14 protein-coding genes and 2 pseudogenes are annotated in these 16,424 nt (G+C 70.8%); 6 read left to right on the top strand and 10 right to left on the bottom strand.

Translation table 11 applies throughout. The features are described from left to right. Positions 1 to 231 precede the first annotated feature (231 nt). From WBG99_RS05085 to WBG99_RS05075, 3 genes are all read left to right on the top strand, one after another. Entirely contained in the window at positions 232 to 1,260 is a 1,029-nt protein-coding gene (locus tag WBG99_RS05085; RefSeq protein WP_338895177.1) for a hypothetical protein, read from the top strand. 248 nt (positions 1,261 to 1,508) lie between these two features. Continuing rightward, a complete protein-coding gene (locus WBG99_RS05080; protein ID WP_338895176.1) occupies positions 1,509 to 2,039 on the top strand; it encodes a hypothetical protein in 531 nt (176 codons plus the stop codon). 73 nt (positions 2,040 to 2,112) lie between these two features. Beyond that, on the top strand, positions 2,113 to 2,946 hold the full coding sequence (locus WBG99_RS05075) for a transposase family protein (protein WP_338895175.1): 834 nt from the start codon (positions 2,113 to 2,115) through the stop codon (positions 2,944 to 2,946). Between the two features lie 546 nt (positions 2,947 to 3,492). Here the strand turns inward: WBG99_RS05075 and WBG99_RS05070 are convergent. Then, positions 3,493 to 4,077: a hypothetical protein gene (locus tag WBG99_RS05070; protein WP_338895174.1), complete on the bottom strand. Its 585-nt coding sequence runs from the start codon at positions 4,075 to 4,077 to the stop codon at positions 3,493 to 3,495. 174 nt (positions 4,078 to 4,251) lie between these two features. On the opposite strand from WBG99_RS05070, the gene WBG99_RS05065 reads away from it, so the two are divergent. Next, positions 4,252 to 4,953, top strand: coding sequence for a PE-PGRS family protein (locus WBG99_RS05065; protein ID WP_338895173.1), 702 nt, complete (start codon positions 4,252 to 4,254; stop codon positions 4,951 to 4,953). A 29-nt stretch (positions 4,954 to 4,982) separates the two neighbouring features. Here the strand turns inward: WBG99_RS05065 and WBG99_RS05060 are convergent, their stop codons facing one another. From WBG99_RS05060 to WBG99_RS05025, 8 genes and pseudogenes are all read right to left on the bottom strand, one after another. Then, the gene (locus WBG99_RS05060) at positions 4,983 to 5,333 is read right to left on the bottom strand and encodes a cupin domain-containing protein (protein ID WP_338895172.1); all 351 of its coding nucleotides are present in this window, start codon (positions 5,331 to 5,333) and stop codon (positions 4,983 to 4,985) included. A gap of 13 nt (positions 5,334 to 5,346) precedes the next feature. Further along, on the bottom strand, positions 5,347 to 6,192 hold the full coding sequence (locus WBG99_RS05055; protein WP_338895171.1) for a methyltransferase domain-containing protein: 846 nt from the start codon (positions 6,190 to 6,192) through the stop codon (positions 5,347 to 5,349). Positions 6,193 to 6,581: 389 nt separating this feature from the next. Continuing rightward, positions 6,582 to 6,854, bottom strand: a pseudogene (locus WBG99_RS05050) (DUF6457 domain-containing protein); the annotation flags it as partial. A gap of 55 nt (positions 6,855 to 6,909) precedes the next feature. Beyond that, a complete protein-coding gene (locus WBG99_RS05045) occupies positions 6,910 to 7,545 on the bottom strand; it encodes a vitamin K epoxide reductase family protein (RefSeq protein WP_338895170.1) in 636 nt (211 codons plus the stop codon). Between the two features lie 5 nt (positions 7,546 to 7,550). Continuing rightward, positions 7,551 to 8,327, bottom strand: coding sequence for a respiratory nitrate reductase subunit gamma (narI, locus tag WBG99_RS05040; RefSeq protein WP_338895169.1), 777 nt, complete (start codon positions 8,325 to 8,327; stop codon positions 7,551 to 7,553). Further along, entirely contained in the window at positions 8,324 to 9,121 is a 798-nt protein-coding gene (gene narJ / locus WBG99_RS05035; protein ID WP_338895168.1) for a nitrate reductase molybdenum cofactor assembly chaperone, read from the bottom strand. The genes narI and narJ overlap by 4 nt, the downstream gene beginning before the upstream one ends. Beyond that, a pseudogene (narH, locus tag WBG99_RS05030) lies at positions 9,118 to 10,661 on the bottom strand (nitrate reductase subunit beta). Before narH ends, narJ begins: the two are co-directional and overlap by 4 nt. 1 nt (position 10,662) lies before the next feature. Next, positions 10,663 to 14,361: a nitrate reductase subunit alpha gene (locus WBG99_RS05025; RefSeq protein WP_338895167.1), complete on the bottom strand. Its 3,699-nt coding sequence runs from the start codon at positions 14,359 to 14,361 to the stop codon at positions 10,663 to 10,665. A gap of 341 nt (positions 14,362 to 14,702) precedes the next feature. Here WBG99_RS05025 and WBG99_RS05020 point away from each other — a divergent pair, with 341 nt between their 5' ends. Both WBG99_RS05020 and WBG99_RS05015 read left to right on the top strand, forming a co-directional pair. Beyond that, a complete protein-coding gene (locus WBG99_RS05020) occupies positions 14,703 to 14,942 on the top strand; it encodes a hypothetical protein (protein ID WP_338895166.1) in 240 nt (79 codons plus the stop codon). Between the two features lie 80 nt (positions 14,943 to 15,022). Next, a complete protein-coding gene (locus tag WBG99_RS05015) occupies positions 15,023 to 15,931 on the top strand; it encodes a radical SAM protein (RefSeq protein ID WP_338895165.1) in 909 nt (302 codons plus the stop codon). Here the strand turns inward: WBG99_RS05015 and WBG99_RS05010 are convergent. Beyond that, the gene (locus WBG99_RS05010; RefSeq protein ID WP_338895164.1) at positions 15,921 to 16,343 is read right to left on the bottom strand and encodes a pyridoxamine 5'-phosphate oxidase family protein; all 423 of its coding nucleotides are present in this window, start codon (positions 16,341 to 16,343) and stop codon (positions 15,921 to 15,923) included. The genes WBG99_RS05015 and WBG99_RS05010 overlap by 11 nt on opposite strands. Positions 16,344 to 16,424: the final 81 nt, after the last annotated feature.

Below are 16,424 nucleotides of genomic sequence, written 5' to 3'. Positions count from 1 at the left end.
CCTGACGGTGCTCCCCGAGCGTGGCCGGTAGCACGGGTGTCAATACCAGGGCCCTGACACGGACCGGCTGAGGGGCTGACGGGCATGCCCTTCAGGGGACCGCACGGCGCGTCCGGCTCGTATTTCAAGGCCGTATGGCAGGCCCGGAAGGGCCGGTCAACCCTCTCCCGAGCCGGGGACCGTGGCGCAGGGTTGGCGGTACGGGGGAGAGCTTTGCAGAGGAGAGCCGTCATGCAGACCCGGGAAGTCGACGCCACAGCCGTTCGGTCCCTGCTGGCCGCGGCGGTGGCAGCACCGTCGATCCACAATACGCAGCCCTGGCGGTTCGGCCTGGACCCGGACAGCCGGTCGGTCGAGGTCCGGGCCGACCGCGGACGGCCACTGCCGATGACCGATCCCGACCTGCGTGCCCAGCACCTGTCGGTGGGCGCGGCCGTCCTCAACCTCCGGGTGACCGCGGCACACCTGGGCTGGGAACCGATCGTCCGTCTACTGCCGGCCGCGGACGATCCGGACCTGCTCGCCCGCGTGCAACTCGCCCGGCCCGCCGCGCACGGGCCCTCGACCCTGGGCGGCCTGTACGAAGCAATCGAGCGGCGTCACACCAGCCGGATGCCCTTCACCGGCCGCCCGGTGCCGGAACCGGTCGTGGCACAGATGATCACCGCCGCCCGGGCCGAGGGCGCGCGCCTGGACGTTCCCGACATCATGGGAACCCGGCGTCTGCTGCAGTTGACCCAGGCGGCCGAGGCCCGCAACGCATCCCATCCGGCTCGCACGGCCGAGGCACGCACCTGGCTCACCGCCCCGGGAAGGGACACCCCCTACGGCATCCCCGTGACCGCCCTGGGCGCTCGGGATGCGTCCGGGCGGATACCGATGCGGGATTTCACCGGCCGGCTGCCTGTGCCGTACCTGCCCGCCCTGCACTTCGAACGCCACGCCCAGGTAGCGCTGTTGTGGACCTCGTGGGACCGGCGCGAGGACTGGTTGCGGGCGGGCCAGGCCCTGCAGCGCGTACTGCTCACGGCGACGGTGCACGGGGTACGCACCTCCATGCTGCACCAGGCGATGGAGTGGCTGGATCTGCGGGCGGCGATGGGCGGATCGAGGCAACCGTGTTGCCCGCAGTTGCTGATCCGGTTCGGGTACGGACCCGAGGGAGGCCGCACGCCACGCGCGGCCGCGCACGCCACACCTCGTCCCGCTCTCGGACCCGAGCCGGCGGGTTCCGATGCGCGTGCCGTTCCATCCGACTGACTGTGCCACCCCGGCGGCATACGCCCTGCCGACGAGGCACGAGTCGGAAGGCGGGCGGCCGCAGTTCACTGAGGCTCCGCCAAGCTCGTTTCCGCAGTTCAGTGGGGCTGGTGTGATGGGTCGGTGAGGTCCTCACGCTGGCAGGTGGGGTGATCGTTAGCACGAGATCGTCTGGCGCAGGTGTTCTCGTGGGTTCTGGAGTGAGGTTCGGGGGTCGCCGCGTAGGTTCTGCGCTGGGAGGGATGTTCATGACGGACGTGCTGGCGTGGACGATCGAGCGGCGGCTTGAGCTGGCGAAACGTGCCGAGCTGCTGCGCAAGGAGCTGGGTGAACTCGAAACGGAGGTCGCCCGGTTGGAGGCCGCCGAGGTGGTGTTCGGGCAGTGGGCCGAGGCCACTGATGGTGGACGGCGACCGCCGGGCATCGTGTCGCCGGAGCCGGAGCCGGAGCCGGAGCCGGAGCCGGAGCCGGAGCCGGAGCCGGAGCCGGAGCCGGAGCCGGAGCCGGCCGTTGTGACGGTGGGTCCGGGTGCGGGCGGGATGCGAGTGGTGCCGGACCGCGTCGAGGGGATGGGACTGGAGGTCCTGACCTCAGAATATCGACGGATCATGGAGATCGTGGCCGGGGCGGACGGTCCGGTGATGGCCAAGGACGTCGCCCTCGGGCTGGGCCGGGAGGCGAGTCCGGCGAAGATCGAGCCGGTCCGGGGCCAGCTGCGCAAACTTGCCGACCGGGGCTGGCTCTCACGTACCGCGTCCGGGCGTTACCTTCCCCGCTGACCAGTAACGCCGCTGGCCGGACGGGCCGATTCCTGCCATAACGCGAGTGCCCCCGGCGGGAGTTGGTAAGTGTGTGACCAAAAACCAGCCCGCCGAGGGCCCTCGGGATGTTGTCTACCAGGTCCGCCTCCCGCTGTCGAAGCGGACCATCGATCTCGTCGCCGACCTGATACGCCAACGCCGCAACCGGATGCGCTCTGTCTGGCGCAAGGCCGAACCCGGTAAGCAGGCCGTCATCGTGCTCGCCGTACTCCGTCACGACCAGCGCCTGGCCGACATGGCCGGCGGCAACCAGGTCGGCGAATCCACCGTCCGCCGCTGGGTGAAGGAAGTCGTCAAGCTGCTGGCCGCCCGCGCCCCGCGCCTGGACCGCGCATGCAAGAAGATCGCCCGCAGCGGCGGGGTCGTGGTCCTCCTCGACGGCACCCTGATCCGCACCCACCGCCGCACCGGGAGGGACGACCGGAAGAACTACTCCGGCAAACATAAGGCCCATGGCCTGCTGTTTCTCGCTGTCACCGACGAGAAGGGCAACCTGATCTGGATCTCCGCGGCCAAGCCCGGCCGGTCCAGCGAGATCACCACCGCCCGCCACAACAAGATCACCGGACACCTGAGGGAAGCCGGCCTCGGCGCCCTGGCCGACCTCGGCTTCGTCGGCCTCGACGACAAGCCCGAAGACGACCCGGTGATCATCACCGGCCGCAAGGCCACCCGCAACCACAAGCTGACCGTCGCCGAGAGGGAAGCGAACCGCCTGGTCAGCCGCGAACGCGCCGCCAACGAACATGGCTTCGCGAACCTCAAGTCATGGCGGATCCTGACCAAACTCCGCACGGACACCCGGCAGGCGACCACGCTCCTGCGGGCCCTGCTCGTTCTGGCGAACAGCGAAGTACAGCGCTGACGGAGCGGGCGGATGATCTCGCCCCGACGATCACGCCACCTGCCAGCGTGAGGACCTCACCAACGCATCACACCAGCCCCACTGAACTGCGGAAACGAGCTTGGCGGAGCCTCACTGCGTGCCGCCGCCCGCTCCCTTGAGCTCGCCTCCGGTGACCATCTCGGATTCGACCCAGGCGTGGATTGGGCGGTGGAGGTTGAAGTGACGCGGCCAACGCCGCCCCGGTCCTCTCTGGTCCGAGACTGGCGGTGACGGCCCGCGGCCGGGAGTGCCTCGTGGGGGTGTTCGGCATGTCGTCACTGGAGAACCGTGCGGAAACAAGGCTCGACACTCACTGGCACATGGTCTCCCTTGGCGGCGCGCCAGGCGCTCAGCTCTGCTTGAGGGAGATCCTGTTCTCAAGGGAGGTGCGTCCCGGCGGCAGAATTCGCAAGAACCAGGGCGGGGCTGCTTTGTCTCACCGCCACCCCGCGGTGCCTCGAACGCTCTCCCGCTGCTGGTCAGTGGGGTCGCCCTGGCGTGTTTGGCCCCGCTGTTGGCGGCGTCTTACGCGTGCCGGTGTCCCCGGTTGGCGTTGAACTCGGCCCAGGCACATTCCCACCGTGCCATGCGACGCACATCCAGTCGTACCCGAGCGACCCACCAGCCGCCCACCACTAGCACGCATACACCCGCTCCGGCGGCCGCGCCGAGGGCGGCTCCCTGTGACCTGGCCTCGGCGGGGGTGGGCGGTGCGGGGCGAAGGCGGTCGGCGTCGTCGAGCCACACTGTGGTGGAGGATCCGGCCTTGCTGCCCGCTGCCACCGGGGCCTCGCCGGTCTTGGGAGAGCCGTCGGGGGTCGTCCACCGCACAGTCGTCCGCACGTGGTCGTCTGACAGCCCGGAGAACCGTGACGGCGTCGCGGGGGCGGCGTTCTCGACCAGGCGCGCCGCAGTGCGGTGCAGGCCCTGCGCCTGGTCGAGAGCGGAGCGCTCGCCGACGCCGGCCATCACCACGCCCACTGCAGGCACCATGAGGAGCAGCAGCGCCGCCGCTGCGCCGCCGATCCAGGCTTCGGCGATGTCGGAGCGCCGTTTGAGCGGGTTGCGCCGCCAACGCCAGAGCATCACCCTGCCATCCCGTTTCAGCATGCGTGCATCCCTCCGAGCGCGACGGACCTGAACATCACACCGCTACGGTGCCGGATCGGAGATCGGTGGAGGCAGTGACCAACGGGGTCGTCTTGTGAGGGCCGATCGGCCCCGTTGTGAAAGGCCGGCTGGGCCCGGTCGGCTGCCGAAGCGCCGCCGGGCACAATGCCGTTCATGACAGACGACGCGGGCGATGGCATGGATGCTCCTCAACTGGGTGAGGCCGTGGCGCTGTTGGCGGGCTTCCTGGGCGCCGAGCCGTTGACCGCGGCCATCACCTCACTGGAGCGGGACCTGGCGGGAAGGCCCGCGAGGGAGGTCGGTGACATGGCTGCCACTCGGGGAATCAGTCCCGAACTGATGGTGGCTGCGCTGACCGTGCGTGAGAGCCTCGGCCGACTGAACGACCTCATCCACGCGGCCGGGATCGTGCTGGCGCTGCCGCATCTCCTGGAGGACGGGGAGGAGATCGCCGTACGTCCTTCGCTGGCTGCCGGCAACGACCCGGGCCGGCCCTTCGACCTGGAGACGGACCGACGCGTGGCGGAGTTCAAACTGGCGCGGTGGCGCGGCGCGGACGCCATGCGCAAGCGGCAGACGTTCAAGGACCTGGTCATGCTTGCCGCGGACGGCACGGGCCGGCGCGCCGAGTTGTTCGTCGTCGGACCTGAGCCCGGCCGCTTCCTGCGGACCTCCAGGGCGACAGCGGCCTGGGCACTGGACCGCACGCCGCACGCGCGCCGTGTCTTCGAGGAGTCCTTCGGCTCCCTGGACGTCTCCGTCGCGGAGTTCACCGAGCGCCACGCCGGCCATGTCCGGGTCACCGACCTGTGCGACGTACTGCCGCCCATGGTGGCAGCGGCGCTGGTGCGCTGATCAGCGCAGGGCACTCGGCCAGGCGTCGGTCATGCTGCGGAAGGCGTCTCGGATCCGGACGGCTCCGGGGCGGGCAGCATGGTCAGCAGCATGACGCTGGGTTCGGTGGCGCGCACGGTGTGCGGCAGACGTGCGGGTAGGTGGATCCAGCTCCCGGGCGTCGCCTCGGTCTTCTCGTCACCCAGGACGAGGTCGAGGCGGCCCTGGACGACCTGGATGACCACGGGCAGGGCGGAGGTGTGCTCGGTCAGTTCCTGGCCGGCGGCGAAGGCGAAGCCGACGACGCGCAGGCGGTCGTCGCGGTACAGGACGCGGCTGAGGGTGCCGTCCTCGGGCACGGTCAATTCGGCGGCCAGGTCGGTGATCACGGTGGCAGTCATCTGGGACAGCTCCTCAGGGCCGGGACGGGGTGGGGACGGCGAGCAGGCTGATCGCGCCCAGGTGGGCGCTGTGGCGTTGGAAGACGCGGCGCATGTGCAGCACTCGGCGCAGTGCGGACGGGTTGCGCAGGGCACGGCCGGCGATGCGCAGGGTGGGGACCAGTCCTTCGTCGGCGACGAGGCGGCGTGGTTCGAGCAGTGCCATCGGTGCGGTCTTGTGGGCGGTGACTGTGAAGCCCTCGTCGGCGAGGAGTTCACGCCAAGCGGTGGGGGTCAGGGGGCGGGCGCCGACGTGGATGGCCTCGTGCAAGTCATGGGTGATTCGGTCGGCGAGTGCCGGGTCGAGGTCGTCGGGCAGCAGGCACAGTTCGTGGATGGCGTACCGGCCGGTGGAGTCGTCGAGGAGGCGGCGTGCTTCCCGTACGATGCGCCGCTTCGCGGATTCGGGCTGCATGGTCAGCATCGCCTCGCCGTATACGACGGTGGCGTCGCCGTCCGGCAGCCTGGTGTCCGCGGCGTCCGACCGTACGGCACGCACGTTGGTAGGGCCGGGGGCGGCGAGGGCGCTGAGCGCGGCCACGGCGGCGGCGTCGCGGTCGACGGCGGTGTAGGCGGCCGGGCGGCGGGCGAGGGTCAGCCGGGCGGTGGCGCCGAGGCCGGCGGCCAGCTCCACCACCCGGTCCTGCGGATCCACGCCGAGGGCGTCCAGCATCCACCGGGTCAGCTCCACACCGCCGGGGCGGAGCACCCGCTTGCCCAGCCGGGCCAGCAGCCAGTGGCCGGGCATGCGGGCGGCGTCCAGTCCGTCGCAGGGAACGGGGATGTTCTTCTGCAGGGCCGAATGGTCCGTCGATGCCATGATCGTGCCTCGCTCTCTGCCTGCATCGGTTTACTTAGGTGAACCTAACTCGGAGGGGTGACGGGGCGCGGGGGCCGAACGTCCCGATTGAAGGGCCAGTGGGCCCGTCACTACTCGTCGTGGAACAGGTCGGTGCTGAGGTAGCGCTCGCCGGTGTCGGGCAGGATGACGACGATCAGGGCGCCCTTGTTCTGTGAGGAGCGGGCAAGAGTGGTGGCGGCGTGGAGGGCGGCTCCGACGCCGGTGAGGATGCCCTCGGTGCGGGCCGATGGCCCGGCATGGCCCTCTCTCCGGTGTCCGGGTGGGGGCCTCGAACAGCTGCTGTCAGCGGGGCCGCCAAGGCTGCGAAGCCCGGGACGCCCGGCCTGCCGGCGGCGGAAGAGGGCTGGTCATGAGGACCCGGAGCTGTGGTCAGGGCCGGCCTCATTGACCCACCGTCCGGCGAGTTCTCCGGCACGCCGGGCTGCGGCGCCCACCGCGTCAGGACCGCCGCCCGCCTGCCCTGCCGCGTACCCGACCAAGAAGGTCGTCAGCGGGGCGGCGGGCCGCGCGACGCCGTGAGCGGCATCGCCCGCGAGGGCGAGGAGGAGGGCGCGGTCGACTTCGAAGTCGATGCCCAGGTCGGCCTTGAGAGCGGCCGTCCACCCCTGCAGTACGTCGCCCATGATGGTTGTTCTCTCGTTCGTGTTACTTGCGAGCGTCTGGTGCGGTGGTCGGCTACAGCAGGCTGCTCCAGTATGGCCAGAAGCGGGTGAGGACAAGCAGCACGATCAACCCGTACCAGGCGCCGAGGAGCATCCAGTGCGTGTCCCGCACGACCGCCAGCACCCCGCTGGGCATGGGGATGATTCCGCGTTCCAGGCAGTGCAGGGTGACGTACCAGAACAGGGCGATGGTCGCGACCCAGACGACGGCGCAGTAGGGGCAGAGCTTGTTGAACTCGTAGAGCGACTGTGCGATCAGCCAGTGTGCGAACACCACCCCCACCAGGGCCCCTGCATCCAGCGCGAGCCACAGCCGGCGGTGCAGCCTCGCCCCGGAGAGCACCGCGACGCCCAGGGCGGTCACGGCGGCGAAGGCGCCCAGTCCGAGCAGCATGTTGGGGAAGCCGAACAGGCTGCCCTGCGGGCTGGACATGACGCTGCCGCAGCTCACGACGGGGCTGATGTTGCACGGCGGTTGGTAGGAGGGGTCGCGGAGGAGCCGCCAGTCGTCCACGGTGAGCTGGAAGGACGCGAGCCAGCCGACGGTACCGGTGAGGACCATCACCCATCCCGTGCGGCGGCCCGCGCCCACTGCGTGCGGGCGCCGGGTGGTTGTGGCGTCCGGTGCGAGCGCGGGTCCGGGGCTCATGGGGCTCACCGGGAGCCGGAGGCCGACCGGGTCCGGCGCGTGTGCGTCGGGGCCGCGGTCGGTGTGGCTCGACTGCGGTAGACGAGGTAGGGCCGGGCGAGGTAGCCGATCGGGGCGCTCCACACGTGCACCAGCCGGGTGAACGGCCAGGCGGCGAAGAGGAGGAAGGCGGTCAGGGCGTGCAGTTGGAAGAGCAGTGGGGAGCCGGCGATCGCCTCCGGCTGCGGCTGGAGGACGAACAGGCCGCGGAACCATACGGAGACGGTGGAGCGGTAGTCGTAGCCGGCGCCGAAGACGTTGTGGGCGGCGGTGGCGGTGATGCCGAGCACGACGGTGGCGGACAGCAGGGGGAAGAGGAGTTTGTCGCTGCGGTCGGTGGTGAGCCGGATCCTGCGGGTCAGGAGCCGGCGGGTGCACAGCATGCCGAGGCCCGCGACCATGGCGATGCCCGCCACCGAGCCCGCCCAGACGGCCGTGGTGTGGTACGCGTGCTCGCTGATGCCGACGGCCTCGGTCCACGAGTCCGGAATGGCGAGTCCCACGACATGGCCGGCGATCACCATGAAGGCGCCGAGGTGGAACAGCGGGCTGCCCCAGCGCAGCCAGCGGTGTTCGAGGAGCTGGCTGGTGTGCGTGGTCCAGCCGAACTGGTCCTGGCGGTAGCGCCAGATGTGCCCGACCACGAACACCGCGAGGCAGATGTACGGGACGGCGACCCACAGCAGGAGGTCGGTGCCGCTCGCCGCCGCGGCGGCCGACGGGGAGAGGGGTGCGGCGTTCATCGGGTGCCTTCCATACGGCTGGTGGTCGGGTCGGCGGGCGGCACACGGGTCGGCGGAGCAGCCATCGGAGGCACGAACGTGCCCGGAGGGGCGAACTCCCCTTCCCCGTACGTTCCGTAGGGGTCGAGGCCGACCTCCTCGTTCGGCGGGCCCTCGGCGACGAGCTGGGCCACCGCCGCGCGGTCCGCCTCGGTGGGCGGCGGCAGCAGGGTGAGCAGCGCGGCCAGGACGTGCCGGTACGGCGAGTCGGCGTCGGCCAACGCCCGGTGGATCAGCTCCAGCCCGCGCCGGTGCTGGCGCAGTGGTGCCTCGCCGCCACCCGGGCCCGCCAGGGCGGCGAACTCCAGCACGACCGGCAGGTGGTCGGGCAGTTCACCCCCGTCGATGTCCCAGCCCGCGGTCTTGTACTGCTGGTTCAAAGTGAGCAGGGCCATGCCCCGGCGGCGGGTGTCGCCGTGCAGGTAGTAGGTGAGGTAGAGGCTGCTCTTGCGGCGCAGGTCGAACATCTCGACGTAGTGGCGCTCCAGTGCCTCCGGCCCTTGGTCGGCGAACCATGTGGTGAAGTCGGCCAGGTGCTCGGCGGCGGGCGAGGGCGGCAGCGTCTCGGTGGACGCGGTCAACACCGCTCGGCAGGCGGCGAGTTCGGCGTCCGGGTACTGCAGGAGCAGTGAGCACAGCCGCAGCAGCAGGGTGCGTGACTCGGCCTCCTCGGGGGTGAGGCGGGACGGGCGGCGTACAGCGGCGCGGACGCGGGTGCGGACGAGGGCGGGAATGGTGGTGGGCAGCGGGCTCACGGACGGTCTCCGGCGGGGACTTCGGGCGCACGGCGGCGCAGGGTGGGGATGCCGAGCATCACTCGTCGGCCACCGGCGTCCGCCGGGTCGTCGGACGATTCGACCGGGCAGCGGTTCTCCGTCGCGCTGAGCGCGGCGGCATCCTCCTTGTGGGCGGCGGGGACGACGTAGCGGTCCTGGTATTTGGCGATGGCGAGAAGCCGGTGCAGGTCCTCCGCCTCGCGCGGGGTGAGGCCGACGGCCTTCAGCGCTGCCTCGTCGCCGTCATCCCCGAGGGTGCGTTCACGCATGTACGAGCGCAGGGCGGTGAGCTTCATCAGTACCCCGGCGACCACATCGGCGTCCCCGGCGGTGAACAGCTCCGCCAGGTACTCCAGCGGGATGCGCAGCCGGGTGACGGCGGCGAAGACGTGGTCGGGGTCGTCCTGGTTTCCGGCCGCGGCGTCGACGGCGTCCAGGACGGGGAGAGCGGGGGTACGTACCAGACCATCGGCATCGTCCGGTACTCCGGGTGCAGCGGCAGCGCCACCTTGTACCTCATCACGAGGTCGTAGACCGGGGAGCGGCGGGCCGCGTCCAGCCAGTCCTCCGGGATGCCGGCCTCCCGGGCCGCCGCGATCACGGCGGGGTCGTGCGGGTCCAGAAAGACGCCGCGCTGCGCGTCGAGCAGGTCCTTCTCGTCGGGGGTGGCCGCGGCCTCGCCGACGCGGTCGGCGTCGTACAGCAGCAGACCGAGGTAGCGCAGTCGGCCGACGCAGGTCTCCGAGCAGACGGTGGGCTGGCCGGCCTCGATGCGCGGGAAGCAGAACGTGCACTTCTCGGCCTTGCCGGTGGCGTGGTTGACGTACACCTTCTTGTACGGGCACGCCGTCACGCACATCCGCCAGCCGCGGCAGCGGTCCTGGTCGACCAGGACGATGCCGTCCTCGACCCGCTTGTACATCGCGCCGGACGGGCAGGCTGAGACGCAGGCCGGGTTGAGGCAGTGTTCGCACAGGCGGGGGAGGTGGAAGAGGAAGGTCTGCTCGAACTCGAACTTGACCTTCTCCGCCCATTCCCCGGTGAGGTTGGGGTCGCCGTCGGCGTTCTCGGGGGCGCCGCCGAGGCCGTCCTCCCAGTTGGCGCCCCAGGTGATGGCGGTGGGTTTGCCGGTGAGGACGGAGCGGGGGCGGGCGACGGGTATGTCTTTGCCGGCCGGGGCGTTGACGAGGTTGTCGTAGTCGTAGGTGACGGGCTCGTAGTAGTCCTCGATGGACGGCAGGTCCGGGTTGGAGAACAGGGACAGGAGCCTCTTGATCCGGCCGCCGGAGCGCAGGACGAGACGCCCGCGCTTGTCGAGCATCCAGCCGCCCTTCCACTGCTCCTGGTCCTCGTAGCGGCGGGGGTACCCGACGCCGGGCTTGGTCTCGACGTTGTTGAACCAGGCGTACTCGACACCGGTGCGGTTGGTCCACGTCTGCTTGCAGGTGACCGAGCAGGTGTGGCAGCCGATGCACTTGTCGAGATTCATGACCATCGCGATCTGTGCCATGACGCGCATGTCAGTACTCCACTTGCTGGCTGCGGCGGCGGATGACGGTGACCTCGTCGCGCTGGTTGCCGGTCGGGCCGTAGTAGTTGAAGGCGTAGGTGAACTGGGCGTAGCCGCCCGCGAGGTGGGTGGGCTTGAGCAGGAGCCGGGTGAGTGAGTTGTGGATGCCGCCGCGTTTGCCGCTGACCTCGGTCTTCGGGGCGTTCACGTTGCGGTCCTGGGCGTGGTACATGTACACGGTTCCCTCGGGCATGCGGTGGGTGACCACGGCGCGGGCGGCGACGACGCCGTTGCGGTTGTACGCCTCGATCCACTCGTTGTCCTTGACGCCGATCTTCTCGGCGTCGGCGGTGGACATCCAGATCGTCGGGCCGCCGCGGGACAGGTCGAGCATGTGCTTGTTGTCCTGGTAGTTCGAGTGGATGGACCACTTCGAGTGCGGGGTCAGATAGCGGACGGTGACCTCGGCCCGGCCGCTCTCGCCCAGGTGCTCGTCGCCGTAGTGCTTGGGCGTGTTCAACGGGGGCCGGTAGACGGGTAGTTGCTCGCCGAGTTCGGCGATCCAGTCGTGCTGGACGAAGAAGTGCTGGCGGCCGGTGAGGGTGTGCCAGGGCTTCTTGTGTTCGGTGTTGATGACGAACGGCGAGTAGCGGCGCCCGCCGGTCTCCGAGCCCGACCACTCGTACGACGTCATCACCGAACGGGGCTGGGTGCGCGTGTCGGCGAACGTGATCCGGTCGGCCTCGCGCTCGGAGGAGAGTTCGACCAGGCCCTCGCTGCCGGTCTGCCGCTTCAGCTCCCGGAAGCCCTCGGTGGCCAGGCGGCCGTTGGTGGTGCCGGACAGGGCGAGGATCGCCTCGCACATGTCGCTCGCGGTGGCGAGGGAGGGCCGTCCGGCGGCGATGCCGTCCCTGACGGTGCCGTTGCGGTGCCGGAGGTCGTCGATCTCCTGGTTCGGGTGGACGGTGACGCCCTTGGTGGTGGTGCCCAGCGTGTCGAGCAGTGGGCCGACGGCGCGCATCTTCCGCGCGATCGCGGCGTAGTCCCGTTCGATGACGACCAGCCTCGGCATGGTCCGCCCGGGGACCGGCTCGCACTCGCCGGACTTCCAGTCCCGCACCACCCCGCCCGGCTGGGCGAGTTCGTCCGGCGTGTCGTGCAGCAGCGGCACCGGGAGGACATCGGTGCGGGTGCCGAGGTGGTCGGCGGCCAGTTCGCTGAACCTGTCGGCCATCGTCAGGAACATGTCGTAGTCGGTGCGGGCCTGCCAGGGCGGGGAGATGGCCGGGGTGAAGGCGTGCACGAAGGGGTGCATGTCCGTGCTGGACAGGTCGTCCTTCTCGTACCAGGTGGCGGCCGGCAGGACGACGTCGGAGAGCAGGCTGGTGGAGGTCATGCGGAAGTCCATGGTGACCAGCAGGTCGAGCTTGCCCTCGGGCGCCTCCTCCCGCCACACCACCTCCTTCGGACGGCCCTCGGGCGGGGTCTGTTCGGAGCGGACCGCCGCGTCCGTGCCCAGCAGGTGGCGCAGGAAGTACTCGTTGCCCTTGCCGGAGGAGCCGAGCAGGTTGGCCCGCCACACGGTCAGCACACGCGGGAAGTTGGCCGGGTCGTCCGGGTCCTCGACGGCGAACCGCAGCCGCCCGGACTTCAGCTCGTCCACGACGTGCTCGGCGACCGGCCGGCCCGCAGCGGCCGCTTCGTCGGTCAGATCGAGAGGGTTGCGGTTGAAGCCGGGGTGACCGGGAGTCCAGCCCAGCCGCACGGCCTGCGCGAGTGTGTCCGCGAACGCCTTGCCCTTGAACCGGCCCTTCCCGAGCGGGGAAGCAAGCTCGTCGGGCCCGAACGCCTCGTAGCGCCACTGGTCGGAGTTCAGATACCAGTACGAGGTGCCCGCCATGTGCCGGGTGGGCCGCTGCCAGTCGAAGGCGAACGACAGGTGCTGCTGCCCGGTGACCGGGCGGACCTTCTCCTGGCCGACGTAGTGCGCCCAGCCGCCGCCGTTGACGCCCTGGCAGCCGGTCATCGTGATCAGCGCCAGGAAGGCGCGGTAGATGGTGTCGGAGTGGAACCAGTGGTTGGTGCCGGCACCCAGCGCGATCATGGACCGGCCGTTGGTGCGCTCGGCGTTGCGGGCGAACTCCCGGCCGATGCGCGCCGCCTGCTCGGCGGGCACGGAGGTGATCGTCTCCTGCCAGGCCGGGGTGTACGGCTCGGACGCGTCCTCGTACGAGTTGGGCCAGTTGCCCGGCAGCCCGGGGCGTGCGACGCCGTACTGCGCCAGCATCAGGTCGAAGACCGTGGTGACGAGCCGGCCGCCGACCCGGCGCACCGGCACCCCGCGCACCATGACCGAGCCGCCCTCCGTGGCGCCCTCGTCGAAGCGGGGCAGCGCGACCTCGGCCGTCTCCTCGGCCCGCTCCAGCAGGCTCAGTTCGGGTACGACGTCGCCCAGGTCCAGGTTCCAGCGGCCTTGCCCGGCTTCCCCCCACCGGAAGCCGAGTGAGCCGCCCGGGACCACGGGTTCGCCCGTGACCCCGTCCAGGAGAACCGTCTTGGACTCGGCGTGCTCCGTGTCGTGTCCGAGGTCGGCGGCGGTCAGGAACCCGTCCGGGACGAGACCGCGGTCGTGCTCGCGCAGGGTCACCAGGAACGGCGCGTCGGTGAACTTGCGCATGTAGTCCTGGAAGTAGGGCACTTCGCGGTCGACCAGGAACTCCCGCAGGATCACGTGCCCCATGGCCATCGCCAGCGCCCCGTCCGTGCCGGGGTGCGGGGCGACCCACTCGTCGGCGTGCTTGACGTTGTCGGCGTAGTCGGGGCTGACCGCGACGACCTTGGTGCCGTTGTAGCGGGTCTCGGTGAGGAAGTGCGCGTCCGGCGTGCGGGTCACGGGGATGTTGGAGCCCCACATGATCAGATAGCCCGCGTTCCACCAGTCCGCCGCCTCCGGCACGTCCGTCTGGTCGCCGAACACCTGCGGCGAGGCGATCGGCAGATCCGCGTACCAGTCGTAGAACGACAGCAGGGTGCCGCCGATCAGTGAGTGGAACCGCGCCCCCGCCGCGAACGAGGCCATCGACATCGCCGGGATGGGCGAGAAGCCCGCGACGCGGTCGGGTCCGTACGCCTTGACGGTGTGCACTTGGGCGGCGGCGATCAGCTCGCTGACCTCGTCCCAGTCGGCGCGCACCAGGCCGCCCTTGCCGCGGGCCCGCTTGTAGGCGCGGGCCTTGGCCGGGTCGCCGGTGATCTCGGCCCAGGCCGCCACCGGGTTGCCGAGCCGCTTGCGGGCCTCGCGCCACAGCTTCAGCAACGTGCCGCGCACATACGGGTAGCGGACGCGGCTGGGGGAGTAGGTGTACCAGGAGAACGATGCCCCGCGCGGGCAGCCGCGCGGCTCGTACTCGGGGCAGTCCGCGCCGATCGACGGGTAGTCGGTGGCCTGGTGCTCCCAGGTGATGATGCCGTCTCTGACGTACACCATCCACGAGCAGGACCCGGTGCAGTTCACCCCGTGCGTGGAGCGCACCACCTTGTCGTGCGCCCACCGGTCCCGGTAGAAGCTCTCCCACTTCGGGTCGCCCTCACCGAACACGGCGCGCCCGTCGGCCGACACCTCACGACGGGTCAACAGTCTGCGGGCTGCCAGCGGCCAGCCCTCACCTGTGGGCGATGCCTGGCGCCGTGCGTTCTGATCGTTCTCCATGGCTGGGAACGCTAGAAGCCGCAGGCCATGGTGCACCTGGGACTGGCGGTCCCTGCCAGACGACCTTCCGGCCCTATCTGGCCGGTTGCAATAGGGACCTTTGGTCCCCGTGCTGGGTCCGGTCGGCGGAGGAGTCGGCTGCGCCCGGCGTGCATGCTGGGCACTGATCGAACCGCAGATGCCCATCTGTACGACCGCATTCCGTGCCTGCCTGGCGGCCGATCCCCCGTCCCCGGCTGCCGCAGGCACAGCGCGTACGGCGCGTGGCGCCCGGTTCGGTCGAGCGTCCGGCCGCTCACCGCGGCCGGACGCGGCATTCGCCCCAAGAGTCGGCACCCGGAATGCAGGCCCCACCCGCATCGACCGGCCGCGCCGGCCCGACCGAACTCGCCGCCTACGCCGGCCGTCGTGTGGAAACCGGCTCCGAGGCGCACGCCTACGCCGAGTTCATCAAGGGCAATCGCCGCCACTGCCGCGCCGAGGTGGTGCCCGGCCGCGCTCCGCGCGAGCTGGACACCGTCGCCGCGAAGGACCTGCTGGACCAGGTGGCCGCGTTCGGGCAGCCGCCCCGCTGTTCGTGATCACCGGCGGTGACCCGTTCCAGCGCCCCGACCTGACGGAGCTCATCGCCTACGGCAAGTAGGTCGGGGTCCGGGTCGCGGTGTCCCCGTCCGGTACCCCGACGCTCACCGTGGAGCGGCTGCGAGACCTGCACGAGGCGGGCGCGGTCGGGCTCTCGCTGAGCCTGGACGGCTCCACCGCCGAGCTGCACGACGACTTCCGCGGTGTGCCCGGGGTGTTCCGGTGGACCCTGGACGCCTGGGACGCAGCGCGTGCCCTCGGCATGAAGGTGCAGATCAACACGACGGTCGCCCGGCACGACTTGCGCGACCTCCCCGACATCGTCCGCCTGGTCGCCGAGCCCGGGGCGATGCTGTGGAGCGCCTTCTTCCTGGTGCCGACCGGCCGCGGCCGCACCCTCGGCGCGCTGACGCCCGGCGAGGTCGAGGACGTCCTCAACTTCGTCTACGACATGGGCCTGACACCCGCCAAGACCACCGAGGCCCACCACTTCCGCCGCGTCGCCCTGCAGCGCCAGGTCCTTGCCGACCGCGGTGACGACCATGTGGCGGTGCTCGGACTTGGGCCGCCGGCCGGCGGGGCCGGGGCCGTTCGCCACCGCTCGGTGGCGCACCCAGGATCTTCATCAGTGGCACCCGGCGGGACCACTCGTCCTCCAGGTCGGCCCTGCGCCGCCGCAGGTCACCGTGCTGCCCCATGTGCTTCCCCTGCCGTCGAACGGGGACAACTGCCCGTTGCCCGCGATGACTTCGCACGCATCTGTCCGATCGGGTGGCCTCCCCGTCCGGACGGACAGGCACGCACCCGGGTCCCGCCCCTGTGCCTGGGCCGCGGTCTTGAGGTCCACCCTTCTTCCGCGTCGGCGCCCGGTCCTATCAGGTGCGCGGCGTACCAGCTGCCGCCACCCCCACCGGCCCGGCGGGCGATAGTGGCCCGCGCAGATCGAGGACCGTCGCCCCGGCCCGCTCTGCTGCGCCTCACGAATTGACGCGCGCCCCGTTGAGCTCCCGGCCCGTGACCATCTCGGATTCGATCCGTACGAACACGGCGTCTTTCAGGGGCATCCAAGACATGGGGCCGTCCTGGGACAGCCGCTCGTGCTCGGCGGGGTCGGTCACCACGGTGGCCCGGCCCGTGACGACCACGCTCCAGCCGGACCGGGTTGCCGCGTCGAACTCGTCCGCTTCGAAGGCGACCACGACGCCGTCGATGGCGCGTACGAGGTCCGAGTCGGGCGAGGTGCACAACAGGACGGAGGCGTCCGTGTCCAGGGAGAAGTTGATGGGGAGGACCGCGGGCAGTGCCTGCCTGGTGTAGACCACGCGGCCGACCGGCACCTTGGCGAGCAGCCGCAGGCACTCCTGCCGGTCGAGTGAGCGAAAGGCGTCGTTCTGGGACATCAGTCCATCGTCCCTGCGGGAGCCGGGAGGGGATAGGGCCGACTGGCCCTATCCCCTCCCGGCTCCCGCAGGGACGGCCGA

The organism is Streptomyces sp. TG1A-60 (assembly GCF_037201975.1).
Taxonomy (GTDB): domain Bacteria; phylum Actinomycetota; class Actinomycetes; order Streptomycetales; family Streptomycetaceae; genus Streptomyces.
This window is presented reverse-complemented; position numbering and strand designations above follow the sequence as displayed.

Bases quoted from the DNA above. Each gene is read 5' to 3' on its own strand.
- WBG99_RS05070 (WP_338895174.1), bottom strand. From the start codon at position 4,077: ATGCTGAAACGGGATGGCAGGGTGATGCTCTGGCGTTGGCGGCGCAAC.
- WBG99_RS05055 (WP_338895171.1), bottom strand. From the start codon at position 6,192: ATGGCATCGACGGACCATTCGGCCCTGCAGAAGAACATCCCCGTTCCC.
- WBG99_RS05085 (WP_338895177.1), top strand. From the start codon at position 232: ATGCAGACCCGGGAAGTCGACGCCACAGCCGTTCGGTCCCTGCTGGCC.
- narI (WP_338895169.1), bottom strand. From the start codon at position 8,327: ATGAACGCCGCACCCCTCTCCCCGTCGGCCGCCGCGGCGGCGAGCGGC.
- WBG99_RS05045 (WP_338895170.1), bottom strand. From the start codon at position 7,545: ATGAGCCCCGGACCCGCGCTCGCACCGGACGCCACAACCACCCGGCGC.
- WBG99_RS05060 (WP_338895172.1), bottom strand. From the start codon at position 5,333: ATGACTGCCACCGTGATCACCGACCTGGCCGCCGAATTGACCGTGCCC.
- WBG99_RS05010 (WP_338895164.1), bottom strand. From the start codon at position 16,343: ATGTCCCAGAACGACGCCTTTCGCTCACTCGACCGGCAGGAGTGCCTG.
- WBG99_RS05080 (WP_338895176.1), top strand. From the start codon at position 1,509: ATGACGGACGTGCTGGCGTGGACGATCGAGCGGCGGCTTGAGCTGGCG.
- WBG99_RS05025 (WP_338895167.1), bottom strand. From the start codon at position 14,361: ATGGAGAACGATCAGAACGCACGGCGCCAGGCATCGCCCACAGGTGAG.
- WBG99_RS05065 (WP_338895173.1), top strand. From the start codon at position 4,252: ATGACAGACGACGCGGGCGATGGCATGGATGCTCCTCAACTGGGTGAG.
- WBG99_RS05020 (WP_338895166.1), top strand. From the start codon at position 14,703: ATGCAGGCCCCACCCGCATCGACCGGCCGCGCCGGCCCGACCGAACTC.